At 67.7% G+C, this 18,275-nt stretch carries 36 protein-coding genes and 1 pseudogene; 15 read left to right on the plus strand and 22 right to left on the minus strand.

Annotated elements, in window-relative coordinates:
• Nucleotides 1-80 precede the first annotated feature (80 nt).
• From AB0R04_RS15395 to AB0R04_RS15480, 18 genes and pseudogenes are all read right to left on the minus strand, one after another.
• Entirely contained in the window at nt 81-1,085 is a 1,005-nt protein-coding gene (locus AB0R04_RS15395; protein WP_363371344.1) for a DUF2637 domain-containing protein, read from the minus strand.
• Nucleotides 1,086-1,100: 15 nt separating this feature from the next.
• A complete protein-coding gene (locus AB0R04_RS15400) occupies nt 1,101-1,436 on the minus strand; it encodes a hypothetical protein (protein ID WP_363371345.1) in 336 nt (111 codons plus the stop codon).
• 21 nt (nt 1,437-1,457) lie between these two features.
• Entirely contained in the window at nt 1,458-1,595 is a 138-nt protein-coding gene (locus tag AB0R04_RS15405; RefSeq protein ID WP_363371347.1) for a hypothetical protein, read from the minus strand.
• A gap of 147 nt (nt 1,596-1,742) precedes the next feature.
• On the minus strand, nt 1,743-1,949 hold the full coding sequence (locus AB0R04_RS15410; protein WP_363371348.1) for a hypothetical protein: 207 nt from the start codon (nt 1,947-1,949) through the stop codon (nt 1,743-1,745).
• Between the two features lie 319 nt (nt 1,950-2,268).
• On the minus strand, nt 2,269-2,478 hold the full coding sequence (locus AB0R04_RS15415; protein WP_363371350.1) for a hypothetical protein: 210 nt from the start codon (nt 2,476-2,478) through the stop codon (nt 2,269-2,271).
• A 12-nt stretch (nt 2,479-2,490) separates the two neighbouring features.
• Nucleotides 2,491-3,039, minus strand: a complete 549-nt coding sequence (locus AB0R04_RS15420) for a hypothetical protein (RefSeq protein ID WP_363371351.1) — start codon at nt 3,037-3,039, stop codon at nt 2,491-2,493.
• Between the two features lie 106 nt (nt 3,040-3,145).
• On the minus strand, nt 3,146-3,349 hold the full coding sequence (locus tag AB0R04_RS15425) for a hypothetical protein (protein WP_363371352.1): 204 nt from the start codon (nt 3,347-3,349) through the stop codon (nt 3,146-3,148).
• A gap of 25 nt (nt 3,350-3,374) precedes the next feature.
• Nucleotides 3,375-3,833, minus strand: coding sequence for a hypothetical protein (locus AB0R04_RS15430; RefSeq protein ID WP_363371354.1), 459 nt, complete (start codon nt 3,831-3,833; stop codon nt 3,375-3,377).
• Nucleotides 3,834-3,877: 44 nt separating this feature from the next.
• On the minus strand, nt 3,878-4,072 hold the full coding sequence (locus AB0R04_RS15435; RefSeq protein ID WP_363371355.1) for a hypothetical protein: 195 nt from the start codon (nt 4,070-4,072) through the stop codon (nt 3,878-3,880).
• A gap of 89 nt (nt 4,073-4,161) precedes the next feature.
• On the minus strand, nt 4,162-4,326 hold the full coding sequence (locus AB0R04_RS15440) for a hypothetical protein (RefSeq protein ID WP_363371356.1): 165 nt from the start codon (nt 4,324-4,326) through the stop codon (nt 4,162-4,164).
• Nucleotides 4,327-4,883: 557 nt separating this feature from the next.
• Nucleotides 4,884-5,075 carry a hypothetical protein gene (locus tag AB0R04_RS15445; RefSeq protein WP_363371358.1) on the minus strand — a complete coding sequence of 64 codons (192 nt, stop codon included), beginning with the start codon at nt 5,073-5,075 and terminating at the stop codon, nt 4,884-4,886.
• A gap of 29 nt (nt 5,076-5,104) precedes the next feature.
• Nucleotides 5,105-5,305 (minus strand): hypothetical protein, encoded by a 201-nt coding sequence (locus AB0R04_RS15450; RefSeq protein ID WP_363371360.1) that lies wholly within the window; start codon nt 5,303-5,305, stop codon nt 5,105-5,107.
• Between the two features lie 13 nt (nt 5,306-5,318).
• Nucleotides 5,319-5,633 carry a hypothetical protein gene (locus tag AB0R04_RS15455; protein WP_363371362.1) on the minus strand — a complete coding sequence of 105 codons (315 nt, stop codon included), beginning with the start codon at nt 5,631-5,633 and terminating at the stop codon, nt 5,319-5,321.
• The gene (locus tag AB0R04_RS15460; RefSeq protein ID WP_363371363.1) at nt 5,618-5,836 is read right to left on the minus strand and encodes a hypothetical protein; all 219 of its coding nucleotides are present in this window, start codon (nt 5,834-5,836) and stop codon (nt 5,618-5,620) included. The genes AB0R04_RS15455 and AB0R04_RS15460 overlap by 16 nt, the downstream gene beginning before the upstream one ends.
• The gene (locus AB0R04_RS15465) at nt 5,821-5,967 is read right to left on the minus strand and encodes a hypothetical protein (RefSeq protein ID WP_363371364.1); all 147 of its coding nucleotides are present in this window, start codon (nt 5,965-5,967) and stop codon (nt 5,821-5,823) included. The genes AB0R04_RS15460 and AB0R04_RS15465 overlap by 16 nt, the downstream gene beginning before the upstream one ends.
• Nucleotides 5,964-6,140, minus strand: coding sequence for a hypothetical protein (locus AB0R04_RS15470; protein WP_363371366.1), 177 nt, complete (start codon nt 6,138-6,140; stop codon nt 5,964-5,966). Before AB0R04_RS15470 ends, AB0R04_RS15465 begins: the two co-directional genes overlap by 4 nt.
• A gap of 23 nt (nt 6,141-6,163) precedes the next feature.
• Entirely contained in the window at nt 6,164-6,388 is a 225-nt protein-coding gene (locus tag AB0R04_RS15475; protein WP_363371368.1) for a hypothetical protein, read from the minus strand.
• 282 nt (nt 6,389-6,670) lie between these two features.
• A pseudogene (locus AB0R04_RS15480) lies at nt 6,671-6,883 on the minus strand (helix-turn-helix domain-containing protein); the annotation flags it as partial.
• Nucleotides 6,884-7,025: 142 nt separating this feature from the next.
• On the opposite strand from AB0R04_RS15480, the gene AB0R04_RS15485 reads away from it, so the two are divergent.
• The 4 genes from AB0R04_RS15485 to AB0R04_RS15500 all read left to right on the plus strand — a co-directional run bounded on the left by AB0R04_RS15485 (nt 7,026) and on the right by AB0R04_RS15500 (nt 9,209).
• Nucleotides 7,026-7,568: a UTRA domain-containing protein gene (locus AB0R04_RS15485; protein ID WP_363371369.1), complete on the plus strand. Its 543-nt coding sequence runs from the start codon at nt 7,026-7,028 to the stop codon at nt 7,566-7,568.
• Nucleotide 7,569: 1 nt separating this feature from the next.
• Nucleotides 7,570-8,379, plus strand: coding sequence for a GntR family transcriptional regulator (locus tag AB0R04_RS15490; protein WP_363371370.1), 810 nt, complete (start codon nt 7,570-7,572; stop codon nt 8,377-8,379).
• A gap of 53 nt (nt 8,380-8,432) precedes the next feature.
• Nucleotides 8,433-8,984: a GntR family transcriptional regulator gene (locus AB0R04_RS15495; protein WP_363371371.1), complete on the plus strand. Its 552-nt coding sequence runs from the start codon at nt 8,433-8,435 to the stop codon at nt 8,982-8,984.
• 66 nt (nt 8,985-9,050) lie between these two features.
• A complete protein-coding gene (locus AB0R04_RS15500) occupies nt 9,051-9,209 on the plus strand; it encodes a hypothetical protein (protein WP_363371372.1) in 159 nt (52 codons plus the stop codon).
• Nucleotides 9,210-9,775: 566 nt separating this feature from the next.
• Here the strand turns inward: AB0R04_RS15500 and AB0R04_RS15505 are convergent.
• From AB0R04_RS15505 to AB0R04_RS15515, 3 genes are all read right to left on the minus strand, one after another.
• Nucleotides 9,776-10,264: a hypothetical protein gene (locus AB0R04_RS15505; RefSeq protein WP_363371373.1), complete on the minus strand. Its 489-nt coding sequence runs from the start codon at nt 10,262-10,264 to the stop codon at nt 9,776-9,778.
• 113 nt (nt 10,265-10,377) lie between these two features.
• On the minus strand, nt 10,378-10,617 hold the full coding sequence (locus AB0R04_RS15510) for a hypothetical protein (protein ID WP_363371374.1): 240 nt from the start codon (nt 10,615-10,617) through the stop codon (nt 10,378-10,380).
• 107 nt (nt 10,618-10,724) lie between these two features.
• On the minus strand, nt 10,725-11,015 hold the full coding sequence (locus tag AB0R04_RS15515; RefSeq protein ID WP_363371376.1) for a hypothetical protein: 291 nt from the start codon (nt 11,013-11,015) through the stop codon (nt 10,725-10,727).
• Nucleotides 11,016-11,693: 678 nt separating this feature from the next.
• Between AB0R04_RS15515 and AB0R04_RS15520 the strand changes: the two genes are divergently transcribed.
• The 9 genes from AB0R04_RS15520 to AB0R04_RS15560 all read left to right on the plus strand — a co-directional run bounded on the left by AB0R04_RS15520 (nt 11,694) and on the right by AB0R04_RS15560 (nt 16,878).
• Nucleotides 11,694-11,906 carry a hypothetical protein gene (locus AB0R04_RS15520; protein WP_363371378.1) on the plus strand — a complete coding sequence of 71 codons (213 nt, stop codon included), beginning with the start codon at nt 11,694-11,696 and terminating at the stop codon, nt 11,904-11,906.
• A complete protein-coding gene (locus AB0R04_RS15525; protein WP_363371380.1) occupies nt 11,903-12,100 on the plus strand; it encodes a hypothetical protein in 198 nt (65 codons plus the stop codon). Before AB0R04_RS15520 ends, AB0R04_RS15525 begins: the two co-directional genes overlap by 4 nt.
• Nucleotides 12,097-12,324, plus strand: coding sequence for a hypothetical protein (locus AB0R04_RS15530; RefSeq protein WP_363371382.1), 228 nt, complete (start codon nt 12,097-12,099; stop codon nt 12,322-12,324). Before AB0R04_RS15525 ends, AB0R04_RS15530 begins: the two co-directional genes overlap by 4 nt.
• Nucleotides 12,321-12,518: a hypothetical protein gene (locus AB0R04_RS15535; RefSeq protein WP_363371383.1), complete on the plus strand. Its 198-nt coding sequence runs from the start codon at nt 12,321-12,323 to the stop codon at nt 12,516-12,518. Before AB0R04_RS15530 ends, AB0R04_RS15535 begins: the two co-directional genes overlap by 4 nt.
• A gap of 94 nt (nt 12,519-12,612) precedes the next feature.
• Nucleotides 12,613-13,554: a hypothetical protein gene (locus tag AB0R04_RS15540; RefSeq protein ID WP_363371385.1), complete on the plus strand. Its 942-nt coding sequence runs from the start codon at nt 12,613-12,615 to the stop codon at nt 13,552-13,554.
• Nucleotides 13,551-14,930: a replicative DNA helicase gene (gene dnaB / locus AB0R04_RS15545; RefSeq protein ID WP_363371387.1), complete on the plus strand. Its 1,380-nt coding sequence runs from the start codon at nt 13,551-13,553 to the stop codon at nt 14,928-14,930. The genes AB0R04_RS15540 and dnaB overlap by 4 nt, the downstream gene beginning before the upstream one ends.
• Nucleotides 14,931-14,958: 28 nt before the next feature.
• On the plus strand, nt 14,959-15,567 hold the full coding sequence (locus tag AB0R04_RS15550; RefSeq protein WP_363371388.1) for a hypothetical protein: 609 nt from the start codon (nt 14,959-14,961) through the stop codon (nt 15,565-15,567).
• 103 nt (nt 15,568-15,670) lie between these two features.
• Nucleotides 15,671-16,453 (plus strand): hypothetical protein, encoded by a 783-nt coding sequence (locus AB0R04_RS15555; protein ID WP_363371390.1) that lies wholly within the window; start codon nt 15,671-15,673, stop codon nt 16,451-16,453.
• Entirely contained in the window at nt 16,450-16,878 is a 429-nt protein-coding gene (locus tag AB0R04_RS15560) for a hypothetical protein (protein WP_363371392.1), read from the plus strand. The genes AB0R04_RS15555 and AB0R04_RS15560 overlap by 4 nt, the downstream gene beginning before the upstream one ends.
• Before the next feature lie 8 nt (nt 16,879-16,886).
• Here AB0R04_RS15560 and AB0R04_RS15565 read toward each other — a convergent pair whose 3' ends face one another.
• Complete coding sequence (locus AB0R04_RS15565) at nt 16,887-17,114, minus strand: hypothetical protein (protein ID WP_363371393.1); 228 nt, start codon at nt 17,112-17,114, stop codon at nt 16,887-16,889.
• Nucleotides 17,115-17,269: 155 nt separating this feature from the next.
• Between AB0R04_RS15565 and AB0R04_RS15570 the strand changes: the two genes are divergently transcribed.
• A complete protein-coding gene (locus AB0R04_RS15570; protein ID WP_363371395.1) occupies nt 17,270-17,488 on the plus strand; it encodes a hypothetical protein in 219 nt (72 codons plus the stop codon).
• Nucleotides 17,489-17,906: 418 nt separating this feature from the next.
• The gene (locus tag AB0R04_RS15575; RefSeq protein ID WP_363371396.1) at nt 17,907-18,251 is read left to right on the plus strand and encodes a hypothetical protein; all 345 of its coding nucleotides are present in this window, start codon (nt 17,907-17,909) and stop codon (nt 18,249-18,251) included.
• Nucleotides 18,252-18,275 lie beyond the last annotated feature (24 nt).

Raw genomic sequence — 18,275 nt, forward strand, 5'->3', positions numbered from 1 at the left:
GCTGATTGCCTGCGGCGGACACCCAACCTCGCGGTTGGGCGTCACCGGCGGGCCGTCAGAGTGAACGATGCGAGTCGGCATCACAGATAGCCGGCGGTGCCCTGCTGCGGCGCGGCAGACGATGCGCGAGACATCACGGTGCGCACATAGGCCGCATCAGTGGTGATGCCGTGGGGCTTCAGCGCATCAGCGATCTGCTGCGCCGATGCGTCGGGATTCGCATCACGCATCACGCGCACTGCGGCGGCCTTCGACAGTGATGCGAAGTCGACGTCGTCGGGCGCGGCAATCGCATCGCCGCACGATGCGAGTGAGGCGGTGCCCTGCGGCACGGTGATGATGCGGGGAGGCGCCTCACGGCGCTGACGTGCAGCGTCATCATGCGCATCATGCGCTTCACCGCCTTGCCGAACGACAGGTGATGCGGTGATGGCCTGCGGCTGTTGTAGCGTGATGACGATCTGCTGCGCATCTGCGGCGGGCGATGCGATGATGCCGTGACGCGGTGCGGTGATGCGCTCGACGTGATGCGCATCGTCCCCTGATGCGGCCGCATCAGCCTGCTTGTCGATGATGCTGAGGCGCGCGCCGACGGTGCGGCGCATCACCTTGTGTGACCGGCCGGGGAAGAGGATCCATGCGAGTCCGGGGATGACCGGGAGCGCTGTGGGGACCCGGCCCTGCTTCCGGAGCGCCTCGCGGTGCTCGTAGCGGTGCCACATCTCGAAGGAGAGTTCGGCGATGACGGGGGCGGCGGCAAGGATGACACCACCGACGAGACCCCACTTTTCGATCCTGGCGTGCGTCCAGTTCACCCAGGAGCTGGTGCTGACCATAGCGAGCATGGCGAGGCGAGGAACGAGGCCACTGTCGGGGCTGGCAGCGTACTTCTGGGAGAGAAGGGCGAAGAAGAGCGCGGCGACATCGAACATGCCGGCGCCGAAGACCGCGACCTCTCGGGGGGCCTGGAACTTACTGGTAAGGAGGGTGTAGATCGACCAGGTACCGACGGTGAGTGCTGCGCCCATGACGAGGAAGAGGGTGCCGCGGATGAGCTTGTCGGTCCCGTTGGTGTTCTCGTGCACGGGCTCGGGGCCTTTCTAGCGGGTGGTGGGCGGGTGGTTGGGGGCGATGGCGTGGGCGGCCTGGGTGAGGGCCCACAGGACAGCGGTAGTGGTGGCGCGCAGGGTGAGGGCGGCGGTGAGGAGGATCGCGGCCGCGGTGGCACGGAGTTGGCGGTGGTGGCCGGCGAGGAGGCCGGGAAGTTCGAGCCGGAGGCCGAGGGCGGCGAGCGCGAGGACGGCGTAGTGGGCGAGGACCGCGATGAGGAGGGTGGTGACCGCCGCCCCGGGGGTCTGGGTGGCGGTGAGGCCAGCGAGGGCGATGCTGATCGTGCTGAGTGCCTGCTGTTCGGCTGGGGCGGCGGTGCGGGCCATGACGGCCTCCGGGTGGGTTGGCTACTGGGTGAACAGGGCGTAGGTGTTGGCGGCCAGGGCGAAGGCCAGGAGGGCGAATCCGGCGAGCTGGGCGATGCGCATGGCTTCGTCGGCGGTTTCGTCCTGGGTCTTGATGAGGAAGCGGAGGTACTCGTTCACGGGGGTCTCCGGGCTTGTCAGCGGGTGCGGTAGTTGATGGACGCGATGAGGGCGGCGAGGAAGGCGATCGCGGCGAGGTGGGCATCGCGGAGGGCCTTGTCGTGGGGCTTGATGAGGAAGCCGAGGTACGTGGTCACGTCTCGGCTCCTACTTGGTGGTGACGACGAGGTCGTTGACGTCGCCAGGGATGTCGAAGTGCTTCTTGATCGCAACGATGAGGCTGCCAAGGTCCATCGGACGCTTGAGCGGCAGGTCCCCGTCGGCGGTTCCCGTGGTGGTGTGCAGGGTGAACTTGATCGTCCCGGCGGGGACGACGACGGACAGGCCGTGGTGGCGGCTGGAGTAAGTGGCCATGATGTGCGGCTCCTTGGGGATGACGTGAGGTACTGGTTTGGGCGTCGGCTCTTGGCGGGCTGCCGCCGACGTTGATCAAGGTCTGGTTGCCGTTAAGAGCTACGAGCGCCTCGACCAGCAGTCCCGGCAGTAGTCGCTCAGCGAGTGCCGCGAGTCGCCTCGCTGCTCCCCGAAGGGGCCGAAGGGGCGGCCGCAGACACGACAGCGGGGCATGTGAGCATCGGGGCGGTCGCGGGGTGTGGTGTCGGCCACAGTGGGCTCCGATCGGAGGGTTGGCGGATCCAGCGTCAAGTACTGGACGTCACTGCAGGCTGCACGGTCACGCCCGCGGAGTAATGACCAGGTCGACGACCGTGCCGGGCAGACGCAGGAGGGTGGCGAGACCGGTAGCGAGCGAGCCCAAGGTGTGCGGGGTGGTGACGCTGGTAGTGGTCTCGTTCCACCCCCTGTCGGTGGTGAGGGTCATCAGATAGCGGCCGAGCGGGACAGGGGTGGAGGCTCCGTGGTGGCGCATGGACAGGGTGGCCATGGCATGGTCCTTTCAGTTGGTGGCTGCGGTGCGTAGCAAGTGGTGGATGTCGGCTTGGGTCCGGCCGGGGAGGTCGTTCCAGGTGTCGACCGGTATGCCTTGGCCCTGGTAGCCGAGGGCGTTGCCCAAGGCGAGGCGGGCCTGCCAGGCGGTGGCGGGAGTGCCGTAGCCGGCGGCTAGGACGCGAATGTGGGCGCCGAGGACGCACACCGCGCCGGTCTCGTCCCAGAGTTGTCCCTGGGTCCAGCCGTGCTGCCGGATGTAGCGGTCCATCAGCTGCAGATGCTGGCGGACGGTGACCTGGACAGCAGCCGGGGCGCGGCCCCGGAGTCGGCCGAGGAGCGTGGTGGCGGGCTGCGGGTATCCGTCCCACCAAGGCTCCGTCGAAGTGGTGCTGCTGCGACCGAATCGCGGGGCGGCTCGCGTCTCAGTGATCGCCTGGCGAAGGCGGGTCTTCCACACCGGCGCGGGGGCGACGGCCTTGAGGTAGGCCTCGACCTCGCGGACCAGGAGGGGGCCGTACAAGTCGGGGTCGAGTTCGAGCGTCGCGGTGGCGGCCATGTCCGGCCTCCCTTCCTGGTCTGGCGTGAACTACGTGGGTGAGATGGGGGGCGAGCAGATCGGCGACGTCGTCGTCTGCCTCTCGGAGATCCGATGCGCTGGGGTGTCAGATCGCCCGGCAGGTGTCGGCGTGGTCCTGGGCAGCCTTCTGGTAGTCGCTCAGCGAGCCCCGGGACATGCGCCCCTCCGTTCGGCAGCCGGGGCAGAGCCAGGTGTAGGTTTCGTAGTCGTCGGGGAAGTCCTTGTGGCTCTTGACCTCGATGACACGGCCGCCGGCAGTGCGGTAACGGGCTTCGATCTTGCTACGCATGGTCTGTCCTGTCTGTGTGAGGTGGTTAGGCGGCGTGCAGAGACACGGAGGAGGGGTAGAGGCGCTCGACCTCAGCCAAGGCCTGCTCGGCGGTGAACCGGTCCCACGACGCCCCCTGCAGATCGGCACCGAGGCTCGCCGAGAGCTCCTCGTCCCGTCGGTGCTGATCCGCATGCGTCCACTGCGCGGCCAGAGTCAGCGGACTGACCTGAAACCAGATCTCCCACGACGTCGTGCCGGAATCGGTCTCCAGCTGGCCGCGGAACCGGCCGTGCCTGACCCGCCGGGTGAATACGAAGGCGGAGTGGGTGGGGGTGCCGGCCGCGGCGCCGGACGTCGGGCGGACCGTGTAGTAAGTGGCGCCGAGCGTGGCGTCGGCAGCCCACCGGGCGTGCTCGACGTGGACCTCGCGGAGGAGAACCTGGCTACGGCCGGCGTCGACTGCCCTGGCCGCCGCGTTGTTCAGGCTGCTGAGTATTCCCATGATCCTGATCTCCTGTCGGTGGTGGTGAGGGCGGGCGGAGAGGCTCAGAGCTGGCGCAGGCCCACGCTGTAGCGGTAGCCGGGGCGGCGGTGGCTGGAGTCAAGGCCGTCGATGATCGACTGGCAGATCTGGTCGTGGATCCGACGGTCGTCGGTGACGACGCTCTCGCCGCTGACGGTGGCGACCGGGCGGCCGTGGGCATCAGCGACGGTCACGGTGAAGGCAAAGCGGCGCGACATGGTTCCTCCGGTCGGTGACGATAAGTTGGTGGCGTGGCCCGGGGCGGCCGGCTGTGCTTGGCGGCTAGTGCGGCCGCCCCGGGGCGAACTCAGTAGGCGCGGTGTGCGGCGCCGGGGTTGGTGTGCATCGGGTCGCTGGCGCAGTCCTTGGCCCAGCACTGGTGGGTCCAGCAAGTACTGCGGTCATCGCCATGCATCCCGGCATCCTCCAACCGGTTGTCGCGCTCGATGGCGTCGGCGAGCTTCCTGTCCATGCGACTCCTTCCTGATACTCGCGGCAGACCAGGTCAGCGCTTGACCGGCTGATTGGCCCTGCACCAGGAAGCGTGGTCCTGAGCGGCCTGAAGGATTTCGCTGTCGAGGGCGGCCCAGGGCCTGGACGTCTCCGTCCTGCACCCGCTGCACTTCCAGTAGCCGTCCTCCCTGAGGGTGACGGTGGAGCCGCTGGCGGTGGTGTACGTGGCCCGGATGGCCATGTGATCTCCTCTGGCTGGGGCTGTGTTGATTCGGCGTTACGACCAGTGCCACACCGAGTTCGTGCGGCCGGCTTCAGCAGCCGCGGCACCGAGCTCGTAACAGGCAGGCCGCCACGATCGGTCGGCCAACGGGGCCAGGGTCTTGAACGCCTCACCCATACGCCGGGCCTGCTCCGGCGGTACATCGAACGGATCTCCGCCGCCTCGGTTGAAGAGGAGGCTGATCGCCTCCCACTCCCGGCGAGTCGCGATCCGGCAGAGATGCTCGCCAAGTTCCGCATGCGTGCCGTAAGAACGGGTCCCGCCGGTCTGGTTGTGATCCCAGGACCAGCCCATCAGGCAACGCGGGACCGGTAGACGTCGACCTGCCCGGCCGGCAGGTGCAGCTGCTGCTCGGCGAACGCCGCGACCTCGGCGTCAGTGATGGCACCGTAGGTGTGGACCGGCTTGAACAGCGGGTCCCGGCCGTCGGGGTGGCGCAGAATCAGGTTGGCGGGGGTGCCGAGGATCCGGTCGATGATGGCCATGGCGGTGATTCCTTCCGGTTGGTGTGGGATCAGGCGGCGGCCGGGTAGCGGTTGCCCGCCCCGAGCCGGTAAAGGAGCTCGGTCGCGTGGGCGGCGGCCAGGTCGTCGTTCGCGTCGAGGACCTCGTCGATCGCCGCGTCACGCTCGGCAGCGGTGGCGTCAGGACGCAGCCGACCGAGGGCGACCTCAATACTGGCGATACCGTCACGGCGTTCCTGCATGGTGGCCATGCGAAAGTCCCTTTCAGGGGAGGGTGGTTGAGGAGGTCACGGCCGAAAGGAAGCCGGCCGAGAGGTCCAGAAAGTCGCTGCGGATGGCGCCATCGGCGGTGACAGCCTCGTCGAGGTACCGCCAGGCCAGGTACAGGTCGGCGCCGACGTCCCGCCGGCTGCTGAGGCTGGAGGACAACAGTCGCCGGGACGCATCGCGGACCAGGTCGGCGAACTGCCTGGGGGAGAGCCCGGCGAGGTACTCAGGCGTGCCGGGCGTGCAGGTGATGCTGGCGATCGCGGGGCCGTAGGTGTCGATGACCCTGCTGAAGGTCAGAGGCCGCGGCATTCCGGGGCCAACTCGGCCGTTGCGATCAGTCCGTGAGACCGGGCATTGGCGACCATCTCGTCGCGCTGAGCCTCGCTGTACGCGGCGCGGGCAAACCCGTCGACCTGAACGCCAGCATCTGCGAAAGCCCTGTCGACATCGGTCAGGTACGGCGTGCCGTCCGGGTTGAAAACCCTGACGACCCAGATCAGGCGATCTGCCACTCGGCGCCCTCCTCGTCGTCGGCCTCGACCAGCAGGTCGAGGTAGCTCGTCCCGTCCGTGGCGGTCACGCCGGCCAGGAGCTCGGCAAGGTCCCGGCCAGTCAGCGTGGTGTCGCTGGCCGGCGCACTCACTTCTTGGCCAGCGGGGTGTCGCGGTTCGCCCGGCAGAGGGCCGTGATCTCGCTGCCGTCGGTGGTGCGAGTGTTGAACCTGTCAGTGACCTCCTTGAGGATCTCCTGGCACGTCGCGTCGTCTCCGGCGCGCCGGGCGGCACGGTAGGCGTCCGCAGTCTTGTGGGGCTCCACAGGTACCTCCATCCAGTGGTTGGTCAGAACTGGCCGAAGCAGCCGCTCGGGCCGGGCTCCGCATAGGGGCAGGCGTACTCACCGACGCCCCACTCGCCGTGCACAGTGCAGTGCCAGTCAGGGCCATCAGCGCCAGCCTGAAGATCGGCGAGATCCCGACCCGACACCAACTCAGAGATGATCCCGACCGCGTCGAACTCCGGCTCCTCGAACAGGCCGTCCATCGTCGCGTCATAGGGCACGTCCATGACGCCTACCCCTCGAACGGATTCTGCGACTGGACCGCGCGCTGCGCCCTGAGCCGGCTCACTTCGCAGGCCCCGGGTTCGGCAGCGGCGGCAGCGGCTGGTGACCGTAACCGCCATTCGCCGAGTAATCACCCTTCGGATCATCGTTCGCAAGCACAGGGACCTCCTTGAAGTGGCGCTGGCCGATATCAGGTGCGCCATAGGCGGGGGTGGGACGAGAGGGCTGGGGGCTGGGCTCGACAGGGTCGAGGCCGGACCACAGGCGGGGGTTGAGGGCAGCCATTAGGCGGCCTGACTGAGGCGGAAGTCGTCCTCAAGCGCGATCACGTGGGCTTCGTCGATCTCGATCGATCCACGCACGTTGCGCTTGGGCTTTACCGCGCTGGGCTTTCTCTTTCGGGTGGCCGGGAGGGCGCCGTCATCGACCCACCGGTAGACGGTGGACGGGCTGACGCCGAGGCGATCGGCCACCTCCTTGACGGTGAGCACAGGTGTCTCCGGAGGGGTTGTTTGGTGCCTTCCAACGCTTGAACCTTATCGCCTTACCGCTATGGACACAAGGGGCTGGGTCGTGATGCTTCCCCGGTAAGGGCACAAGGAGCTACCTTGGAACGAACGAGCGAAATTGAGGTGTGTCGTGACCAGGGCAGATGGCCAGTGGGTAAGCAGTTCAGCTGCCTATCTGCGACCGCAAGCAGGACCCGATGCGTGGACGATTGAAGCCCAGCGGGCTGGCCGCTCCGGCACTCAGGCCCTGTTGGCGGCGGGTGTGACGATGCCGCCACAGCACATACAGCGCAGTCTCGGCCTCGGCGTTGCCGATCAGGCCGTGCTTCGGCGCCGGCTCATCTCGCTCGATGGGCGCCCCGTCGAGCTTGCGGACTCCTGGTACCCGGCCTCAATCGCTGAGGGCACTGGGCTGGCAGAGCTTCGCAAGATTCGGGGCAGCTCGGTGCGACTGCTGGCTGACCTGGGCTACCTGATCGCCCGCGCCACGGAGGACGTGGAGAGTCGCTTGGCGACCAGCGAAGAAGCAAGTCATCTGGAGATCGACGAAAAGACCCCCGTGCTCGTCCTGACTCGCCTGGCGTACGACAAGGACGACAGGCTGATCGAGGCTAGCGTGATGGTCACGCCAGGCAGTGAGCGACTGCTCCGATACGAGATGAAGGTCGACTGACGTGGGACTGCGAAAGACACCAGAGGACCGGCAACGGGCAGTTGACGGCGACCTGCGGGCGGCAAGCCAGCGGATCGCCGCAGACATTCGCGATCAGATCTTGTCTGGCGACATCAAGCCTGGCGAGGACATTCCCTCGACCAGTGAACTGGTTAGGGAGTTCAACGCCTCCACCACAGCAGTGCAGAACGCCATGCGCACTCTGAAGGATGAGGGACTCATCACGAGCCAGAAGGGGCGGACAACGATCGCCAGGGAAAGCCGCATGAGAGTCATGAGGCCGGCGAACTTCTTTGCCCCAGCTGAACCCGGTCAGCCCTACCGTTGGATCGCCGAGGCGCAGAAGAAGGGCCTGGCCGCCGTGAGCGAGTTGCTTGATGTCGAGGAGGTCGTTCCCCCGGCTTCCGTGGTTGAGGCGCTGGGTATCGCGCAGGGCGGGACTGCCATGCTGCGTCGGCAACTATTGAAGCTCGACGGGGAACCAGCCGAGTTGGTGGAGAACTACTATCCGATCGAGATCGCGCGAGGCACTCCCATTGCTGAGGGGAAGAAGGTCAAGGGGGGAGTGCCGACCTTGCTTGCTGAACTGGGTTTCCCATTCCGGCGGTCGGTCGACCGAGTTTCAGCCCGCACCCCTACTGCGGATCAGGGTGTGTACCTCAAGATGCCGGTCGGTGAACTTCCCGTACTGCGTACGTTCCGGACCGTGTACAGCGACAATGACCGGGTGATCGAGGTGACCATCATGGCCAAGGCTGGCCACCTCTACGAGCTTGAGTACGAGATCACAAATGATCAGCTGACTCACTGAGTTCAGTGGGGACTCTCGGTGAGTCAATCCTGCGAGTCGAACGGATGAGTGTGATGACTGACCTTGCTCAGAGGCGCACCGCCCTCTACCGGCTCTACGGCCCCGATGGCGGCCTGCTGTACGTAGGCATAACGCACGACCTTGAGCAGCGTTGGGAGGACCACCGCTACTGGAAAGAGTGGTGGCACCTCGTCCACCGGAGCGCGATTGAGTGGTTCCCTAGCCGCGCCTCAGCACTCTCAGTCGAGCGCGCAGTAGTAGCAACCGAGAGCCCTCGATTCGACAAGACCCATCGCCTTGGGCGGGGCTGGCGCGACCACCCGCCGGTCACCTTCACCGACCCTGCCGAACCACACGTGAAGCGCGCGCTTCGAGCAGCTATCGAAGGCGAGCGCTTCCCGCATGGCCGGGCCCTCCCGTGTCGACGTGACCTGGCAACGGAGTTCACAACATCAATTCCGACCGTCACCAGAGTGCTGGACGAGCTGGTAAAGGAAGGCTTCCTGGAGTCCACGACTCGGAGGAGTTACTGGCGACGGGGTGAACGCCCGGCTCCGCGCAAGCCAAAGCCCTGCCAGGGGTACTTCGACGCCGACTGTCGCTGATTCTGCCGCAGCTTGACCTCCCGGTACGGTGGGCCAGCCGCTCGTGCTTCGAAGGAACGTGAGCGCATGCGGCCTGCCCGTTTCCAGCAGTTCCTGCTCGACGCCGCCACCGCCCTGTCCCGGGCCGTGGCGAAGACCCTCGCCGACGCCGGCAACAACAAGCGCCCGTTCGGTGTCGTCGCCGAGGCTGGCGGCCGGACGAGCCTGCGATGCCGGAGCAGCTGAACAACCTGGCCGCGGTCGAGCATGGCCCCATCGCCGCCTTCCTGGCCGCGGACCCGGGCGAGATCGCCGACGTCCAGATCTACTCGGCGCGGCCCGCCCCGCCAACTGCCGGCCACGGTGGAACTGCACGACGACTCCAAGGCGTTCATCAACCACGTCCGCTGAAGACACAGCTGCGCCCCGCCGGGTCTGTCCGGCGGGGCGCAGCTGGGTTGGTCAGTCGGTCGCTTTGGGGTGCCCCGGGCTGGCGACAGTGACCCAGCAGGTGCGTTCTGCTTCATCGTGCAAGTACCAGATACGGCCCCCGCCGGTGACCTCGATCTGCCACTGCGGTAGAGCCTTGCCCTTGGAGTGCCCAAAGGCCAGGACGCCCCGAAGGCGGTGATGCCGGGGCGCCTGTATGACAGGGCTCGGGTCGGTCCGCATGGCTTCCCACGCCGCCAGAGTGTTGTCGGCTGCGATGTTGCACAGCTCACCCCACCCCTTCGCAGCCTCGTTCGACGCGAACCGCACTTCGCAGCGGTTCCGGCCGGCGGGCGGGGCGACCCGGTCGCCTCTCTTGGGAGTCACTTGCCATCCACGATCGGCTCCGGGACCTCGCCGAAGTCGTCGTGTGACGGCGCGGTCAGCTGGGCGTACAGCTCAGGGTCGGCATGCACCTCGGCGGTGTGCTTCCATGCCGCGATTACAGTCGCGATAGGCGTCAGGATGCCGAGGTCGGTGCTGGCTCGCATCGTGTCGATCAGCTCGACCAGGAACGCTCTGACATCGTCCTCGGGAAGGAACCTCACCCAGGGGAACGCGTCAGGGAAGACGCGGGTGAGCAGGCCTACCGCGGACGGGTCGCTCTTCATCATGGCGACGAACATGCGGGTGGTGGAGTCGACGACCTGGACCGCCTGTTCGGCCTGGGCTGCCGTGGTCAGGTAGAGGTCTTCGTCGCCGCGTCGGACAAGCCTGAGGCCCCGCGTGGAACTGCTGCCGAGCTGGGCCACAGTCGCGTTGGGTCTCTGTAGGAATTCAGAGAAGGTGGCTGCGTGCTGTGTGGCGCTCATGACTTCAAAAGTACTTCAAAGGTCTACGAGCTGTCCAAGGGAATCACCCATCCGGCGCACAAGCGAAAGGCCCCGCCCTCCCTGGGGGAGTCGGGGCCTGCAATGGTCAAAGCTCAGGCTACGGGGGCGACTTCGAAGATGTAGATCTGCTTCCTGGACTCCCGAACGGTGAGCGCTGCAACGACCCCGTCGGCGAAGAGCAGCCGCTTCTCGACAGGTCCCCACTGGACCGTGGCGCCGAACGGGTCGGCACAGACCTCTTCGATCGCCAGTGCGAGCGCGGCGGCGACGTCCTCAGGCAGCGACGCCCAGACCGCCTGAGCGGAGGGCCGGCACAGCAGGTCGTAGATCATTCCCTGTCCCGATACTCAAGAAACGCACGGATGGCATCCTGTGGCAGATGGGCTACCCAGCGTGAGGGTAGCGTGCGTCCTTGACCGTCGTCACCCGAACAGCTCGATCAGACGTCCCCGCGCGCCCGGGCCCGGTCCGCTTCCAGTTGGACCTGCTCTGTCCGATTGATCCACTCGCCCGGGATCGGCGCGCCGGCCGCCTCGGCCTCGATGGCCGCTCCCATGTCCTCGGCTGCCGCCGACAGTTGCTCGACGATGCCCTGCCACTTTGCGAAGATCGTCAGTATGTCGCGCGCGGGAGCACTGTAGATCTCACCGATGAACCGCTGCGACAGCTCGGGACTGCCAAGGGCTTCCGAGATGCGTTCGATGGTCCACGGCTGATCAGCGACAGTCATGACCTCTCCCGATGCTCCTTCGGTGGCGGGTGCCGCACGTTGCCTCGGGCTGGTGGAGCCCGTGTCGGGTGGCGAAGAACGGCACGCTCGGACACCGTAGCGCGTTGCAGTGCGATGTCGTGGCAGTGCCAGTGAATCTCACCGTAAGGCCTCATTAAAACCCCCGGATCCGGGCGAGAAATCGCACTGTTCGACCACTTGTGTCACCTTCTGGCCGGGGCGGAAACTGCCGCTGCCAAAGCTGGCGACCTGCGGCAATGGCTCTAGAGCCCATCCCGGGAACCTGATCTGGTTCCAGGCTTCGTCACCTCAAGGGCTTCGATAACCCGTCCGTGCGAATCCGTGGCGTTCGCAGAGTCGGCTCACGTGTCGTCATTCGGGGTCGACGAGTCCAATGGTTGGTCGGCAGAGCTGCCATGGCGTCGCCCACTCGCCACGCCGGAGCGGGGTGAGGAGCCGCGAGCAGCTACACCCCCGTCCTCGCGTCGGTGAGGTTGCGCCTCCTGAATCCTCGGCCGTGGCGAAGGTTCCCGCGTTCCCACCTTGTACCCATTCCGCATAGGCGGTAATGTCGATGGTGCTCCAACGCAAACGGCCCCGCAGATGCGGGGCCGGCGACTTCACCGTGCGCGCCACCAGGCCTGATAACCGCAGCGCGCACAGATCGGAGACACCATCATGGCACCTTCTGCCGTCAACCCCAAGCCTGCCCCGGCGGCGCTGACCGGGCTCCTTCCGGACGACGCCCCGTACCCGATCCGCTTCGAGCGCTTCGGCGCTGGTGTGATCGCCGCATTCTCGCCGGCGCAGATCAAGCGCAGTGACGCCTGGGCGGTCCTGACCGGCCTGTTCGGTGACCTGCTCGATGTCACTCCGGAGGCGGCCCGATGAGCGCCTCCCACGTGGTCCGGCCTACGGAGAACCTCGCGATCGGGCGGGCGATCCTGCGTCCGACCCCGGCCCGTACGCCCGCTGACATGTTCTTCCTCCACCTGGAAGCGAAGTTCCGCAGGGACGCGCATGGCGCTGACCTGTTCTACCGCCGTTACGAGCGGCTGCTGGCTGCGGGGAAGGTGGGGGAGTGAGCGCCGTGCAGACCGCCCTGAGCGCTACCGGCCCGCGGATCACCGCTGGCCTGATCGCTGTCACCCTCCCCGACGGCGGGCCCGCGATGCGCACCGTCTGGACCGCCCCGGACATGGTCTTGGTCGGCTTCGACCCGCGGTTCCTCACGGAGGAGCTGGTCGTCATGGTCCTGGAGTCCGTGCACGGCGATGGCGTCGTGGTCGTCGAGGGGGTGTCGGCGTGAGGCTGTTGCAGTCCCTCCACAGGGACAAGCCTGGTGCTGCCGCGCAGATCACGGCGACTGCCGACGATGCGCGGGCCCTCGGCTTCGAGAACGTCGAGACGCACTTCGAGCCGCAGACCGGCCATCACACGGTGACTGCTGACCTGCCGGCGGCGACGGCGCAGCGGACGATCGACCGGATCCTCGGCCGCTGAAGTCGTCTTGGGCCGCCCCGCGTTGGGGCGGCCCCCTTTCGCTCCCCTTCACCTGCCGCGCCCTCTCCAGCGGCACTCCTTCCCGGAGCACACCGTGAACTACGGACGGATCCGCCGCGGCCCCATGGCCGCCGACGCGTTCACCCAGATCCGCAACGCCCTCTTCCGTGACACCCACCTGTCCTTCCGCGACAAGGGCGTCTTCGGGCTCATCTCCACCCATCGCGACGGCTTCGGTGTCAGTGCCGAGTCGATCGCCGCGATGTCACCGAGCGACGGCCTCACCGCGGTGAAGACGTCGCTGCGGAACCTGGAGAAGCGGGGCTACCTCCAGCGCACGCGGCAGCGGAATGCGAACGGCACTCTCGGTGGCGCCGTGTACTACATCACTGACCAGCCGGAGGCTTTTGAGGCGGCCCGGGAGCTGGAAAGTCCCAGCTCAGAGCCTGCGGTGGCTCAGCCACCGTTGGTTCAGCCTACGTTGGGTGGACCTACGTTGGCTGAACCAGCGGTGGTTTCGCCTACGTTGGCTGATCTGCCGCATAAGAAGAACAATTCCAAGCACATCAAGTCGAAGAAGACTCTCCCTCCCTCTGGCCCCTCCCAGCCAGCCGCTGCCGACGCGTCGGCTGCGCCCCGGGACGAGAGAGAGATGATCTCGCAGGTTGCGGAGACGGTGGTCGCTGCCTACGCTGCCGCTCTCGCCCGCCCGGTCAGCCCGGCCACTCGCCGCAAGCTCGCCGGCCAGGCAGGCGAACTGGCGGGCGCCGGTTTCCCCGTCTGGTGGCTTGCAGACCGGGCCCGTGAGCTCGCCGACCGCGGCTGGACGGACCTGGCCCAGCACTGCGACCGCTCCACCGTCCCTACTGCCCGAAAGGCTGTCGACAGCCGCACGGACTGGTGCGGTAACTGCCAGGACCCGGCCTACCGGATGCGTAAGGACCCGGCCCGGGACAACGAACTCGTCGCCTGCGATGACTGCCACCCCGCCGCAGTGGCCCGTCGGCGCCGTATCGCGACAGGAGCTGCGGCATGACCGAGCGCAACCCGTTCGACGACGACGCCGGCGAGCCCGGGCCGGGCGCCGAGTTGCAGGAGCCGCGGGATCTGTCCGCGGAGCGTGGCATTCTCGCCTCGATGCTGTTCGACCGGCACGCGATTGACGGCGTCACGCAGATCATCAAGGGCAAGCACTACTTTCGGCCCGCTCACGAGCTGATCCACAACGCCATCGTGGACCTGAACGCCGCTGGCGAGATCGCTGACCCGATCACGGTCACCAATGAGCTCAACCGTCGCGGTGAGCTCGTCAAGGTCGGCGGCCCCGGGTACGTCCACGGTCTTGCCTCGGATGCGATCCGGGTCGGTAACGCCGAGACGTATGCCGAGATCGTCCGGGAGCGGTTCGTGGCCCGCGACTTCGCGAAGGCGACCCGCCGGGCCACGCAGGCGCTCCTCGAAGGCCGCGAGGACCCGCGGGCGGTGATTGCCGAGGTTCAGGCGCAGATCGCCGCAGGCGAGGCGGAGCAGGCCGAGGACGGTCTTCACCTCGTCGCCGACTCGATGAGTGGCACGCTCGACCACCTGGAGGAGATTGCCACGAACAAGGGCCGGCTCACCGGCGTGCCGACGGGGTTCGTCGACCTCGACACGCTCACGCAGGGTTGGCAGGGCGGGCAGTTCATCATCGTTGCGGGGCGGCCCGCGATGGGGAAGTCGACGCTCGCGGATGACTTCCTGCGGGCCTGCTCCATCAAGTGCGGCCTGCCGAGCGTGATCTTCTCGCTGGAGATGGGCCGCAATGAGCTCAACATGCGGATCCTGTCTGCTGAGGCCCGCGTCGGCCTGCACCTCATGCGCTCCGGAAACCTCGACGAGGATGACTGGACTCGCATCGCCCGGTGCATGCCGGCGGTGAGTGGCGCGCCGCTGTACATCGACGACTCGCCGAACCTTGACCTGGCGCAGATCCGGGCGAAGGCCCGGCGGCTGAAGGAGCGCCAGGGCCTGAGGCTGATCGTCATCGACTACTTGCAGCTCCTCGGGTCCGGTACCAGTCGGCGCTTCGAGTCCCGGCAGGTTGAGGTCTCGTACATCTCCCGGAACCTGAAGCTCCTCGCGAAGGAGCTGGACGTGCCGATCATCGCGCTGGCGCAGCTGAACCGCGGCCCGGAGCAGCGTACGGAGAAGAAGCCGATGGTTTCGGACCTGCGCGAGTCTGGCTCGCTGGAGCAGGACGCCGACCTGGTGATCCTGCTGCACCGCGAGGACGCCTACGAGAAGGAGTCCGCTCGGGCCGGCGAGGCGGACGTGATCGTCGGTAAGCACCGCAATGGGGCGACGGCGACGATCACCGTGGCCGCGCAACTCCACTACTCGCGCTTCGTAGACATGACCCGCGACGCCAACTAGCCAGTCCTGGAGGAAGGGGAACACGAGCATGAGCGTCACCTGGCATCACGACCTGTACCTGGACGGCGAGCCCTACCCGACCCGGCACCCGCTGGCGGAGCGGTTCCAGGATGGCGTCGACATGGTGGACATCCTGGAACTGACGGAAGGGCAGCTGCTCAACGCGATCGCAGCGCACGAGCTGGGCCACGCGGTGCTGTGGCTCGCTGGGGGGCTGCACGTGTCCCGGGTCTCCATCAACCTGACGGGGCAGTCGGCAGGTCACGCCCAGGCGCTCTGGACCGGGGTGGACGACGAAGCCCGCCTGCGGGCGGTCGGCACTGCTGGCGGGGAGCGTGCGATGGACCGGTGGCTGCGGGAGGCAGGCCTGTGGACCCCGGACCGGGCTGCCGCGGTCGAGCTTGGTGCCCACGGCGACCGTGTCCGGCTGCTGGAGGGCACTTCTCCCCGACCGGTGTTCGGTACGGGCGGCGGCCCGGACTTCGCGTTGCTGCACGACATGGCGGATGAGGCGCTGGACCGGGTTTGGGGGCGGCTGATGGCCGCGTTGCCGGTCCTGGTTCGGCAGCGGGCCATGTCGGGCGGGCGGCTTGCCGAGTGCACCGGCCTGCCCCTGCCGGTGGCTGCCGCCCGGTAATTGGGGTGCCACGGGCGCTGTTGAGCGCATTTCGTCACGTCAGCGGGCTACCCGCACGCCCTTAGCAATGGAACAATCCACCGCATACTAGGAGGTATCCACCATGGAGGCGCTCCCTATCCCGCTGAGTCGCTGGCGTTCCCGAACTCCCGTCCGCCACGGCCACATCGACAAGCCGCGGCGGGGCCGCATCATCGGCCCCGCCAGGTCCACGGTCGAGGCCCGTCTCCGCGAGGAGGAGTACGAGCGGAAGCGGTGCGAGCTCAATCCCGTCCTCGCCCCCGGCATGCTCGTCATCCACCAGCGTGCCCCGTTCCGTGTCATCGAGATCCACGAGGTCCCGTTTGACCTGTGGCCTGACCCGTACGACAAGCAGTGGGCGACGCACTTCGACTTCTGGCTGCGCAGCACCGGGGTCGATCCGGCGCCGGACCCGGCCGTGTGGCGCGAGCGGCCCGTTGTCGTCCTGGTCGAGCCGGACGGCGGCGGGAAGGCCATGCATCTGCAGGCGCCGGCGTCGACGGCGTGGGACGTCCTGCCGGAGCACTACGCGGTATGCCGCTCGTGCGGTGAACTCCCGCCCTGCCGCGAGGAGGAGATCGACAAGGCGACGGAGCGGCAGATGGCGGAGACGCTGCGGCTGTTGGCGATCCGCCCGGGCGCGTGCATGGGCTGCGGGGAGGCGATCAGCGGCCGACAGAAGCCGGTGGCGTTCCCGGGCCCGAACCTGTGGCGTCCGGACCTGCCGGAGGGTACCGCCAGATTCCACGCCCGGAAGGAGTGCGAGGACTGGGTGGACCGGTATCGGGACCAGTGGATCGCCCTGGGGGCCCCTGTGAGCGCCGAACAGCCCGCGCTGCCACTGGGGGAGGGGGAAGCCGCGTGAGGCCCTTCACGCCCCCGCCAGAGGGCATCTGCGGCCCCTGTGAGCAGACCATCCCCATCCGCAAAGACGGGCGCATCAAGAACCATCCCGTCCCGTACGACCCCGACGGGCCGATCGTCTACACCGACTGCCCCGGCGCCGGCCAACCCCCGGCCATCCGCCTCGACATGACGTTCGCCCGCTGGCTCCACGCCCACGTGGCCCGCCGCGACTACCGCGCCAACCCGATCACCTTCCTCGCGCAGCACATGTTCCGGCCCTGCTCCCGCACCCGGAAAACGCCGGCCGACGTGACCTGGTCCAGCCCCGAAGAGCTGCACCTGCAGTTCCATGAGCCCGCCGGCGAGTGCGGCTGGCAGTGCCGCTACATCGACCAGGCCGCGGCCGCGTACAGCGCGTACGACGACGGCCGGCGCGGCGTCTGAACGGCCAGCTATCCCGCACCGGAGAGGGGCGGCAGGGGCTTGCGGGCGGGGCGTTTGGCGATCCGGGTGGCGGCTTGACGGGCGTTCTCGTGGTTGATGCCGGCGGCGGTTCCGATCTCCCGCCAGGAGAGGCCGTTGGCGTGGGCGAGGAGGATCTCGTCGTCGAGGGCGTCGAGCTGTTCGCGAATCTTGAGGGCGCGCTCCCTGAGTGCGTGGGGCCAATGTTCGGTGGTCATGGGGCCATGGTCTCAAAGGGTTCGTCTATTTCCTAGACAAGCGAGCCGCGATGGGCAATGCTGAGGGTGTCTAAAAAATAGACATGATCCGTCAAGCGGCAAGGCCCCAAGCTTGACCCCAGCCCGCCGTGCACCACTCACCACGGAGACCCACCATGACCGAGCTCGCCGCCCGCCAGCGTCTCACCGACCTCCTCGGCAACGACGACGCCAAGGCCCTTCTCGCCGAGCTGACTGCCACCGCCTACCGACAGGCTGCTGACGTCCTGGAACTCGGCAACCCCGACCGCAGCCCCGAATTCAGCGACGGCGTCGACTGGGCCGTCGACACGCTTCGCTCCGCCGCCGACAAGACCACCGGCGGTGCCCGGTGACCGGGACCCAGGGCCTCCACCTGGCCGCCACCCTCCCCGGGACGCCGCCGCCGACGACCCCACTGCCCGGACTTCCTACCTCCCATCAGGGAGAGCACATCACCTGGGGGCGCTGGGCCCAGGCCCGGGCCGTGGCCCGCAGCGGATGGGGACGCCCCGCCCGGCCCACCCCGTGCGAGAACTGTGGTGCCGAAACCCGCTGGTACATCACCGGATCGGTCGGGAAGCCGGGGAAGTCCTCCGGTGCGTACTGCAACTTCTGCCCCGCCTGCGGGGACGTCGCGGTGCGGTGCGTACGCCATCCGATGGTCGGGCAGGTGCGCCCGCACACGGAGGAAATCACTCGCCCATGAGTTGACGCGGCCAACCGGCGAGCGTCAAAGGCCCTTCCCCAACCTAGCCCGCAAGGAGCATCCCGATGAGCACCAACTTCTACGCCTTCGGTCCTTTCCCCGGCGGCGACCCCAACGGCGAAGGCCTCCACATCGGCCAGGCCGCTGGCGGCGTCCGCTTCCTGTTCCGCTCCCACCCCGACCTCGGCCTCACCACCTACGCCGCCTGGTCCGAGTTCATCCGCCGCCCCGGGGTCGCCGTCCGTGCCGAGTCCGGCTACGACCTCAGCCCCGAGCAGATGGACAACGTCATGACCGAGGCCCGAGACAACAGGGGCTGGCCGCTGCGCCCCCGCGAAGCCGCGATCAAGGGACAGGTCGGCTACCACCGCGACGGCCCGCACGCCTTCCTCAACGCCGACTTCTGCTGAGGGGCGCGGTATGAGGCACTTCAA

Source organism: Kitasatospora sp. NPDC056731 (genome assembly GCF_040687675.1).
GTDB lineage: Bacteria > Actinomycetota > Actinomycetes > Streptomycetales > Streptomycetaceae > Kitasatospora.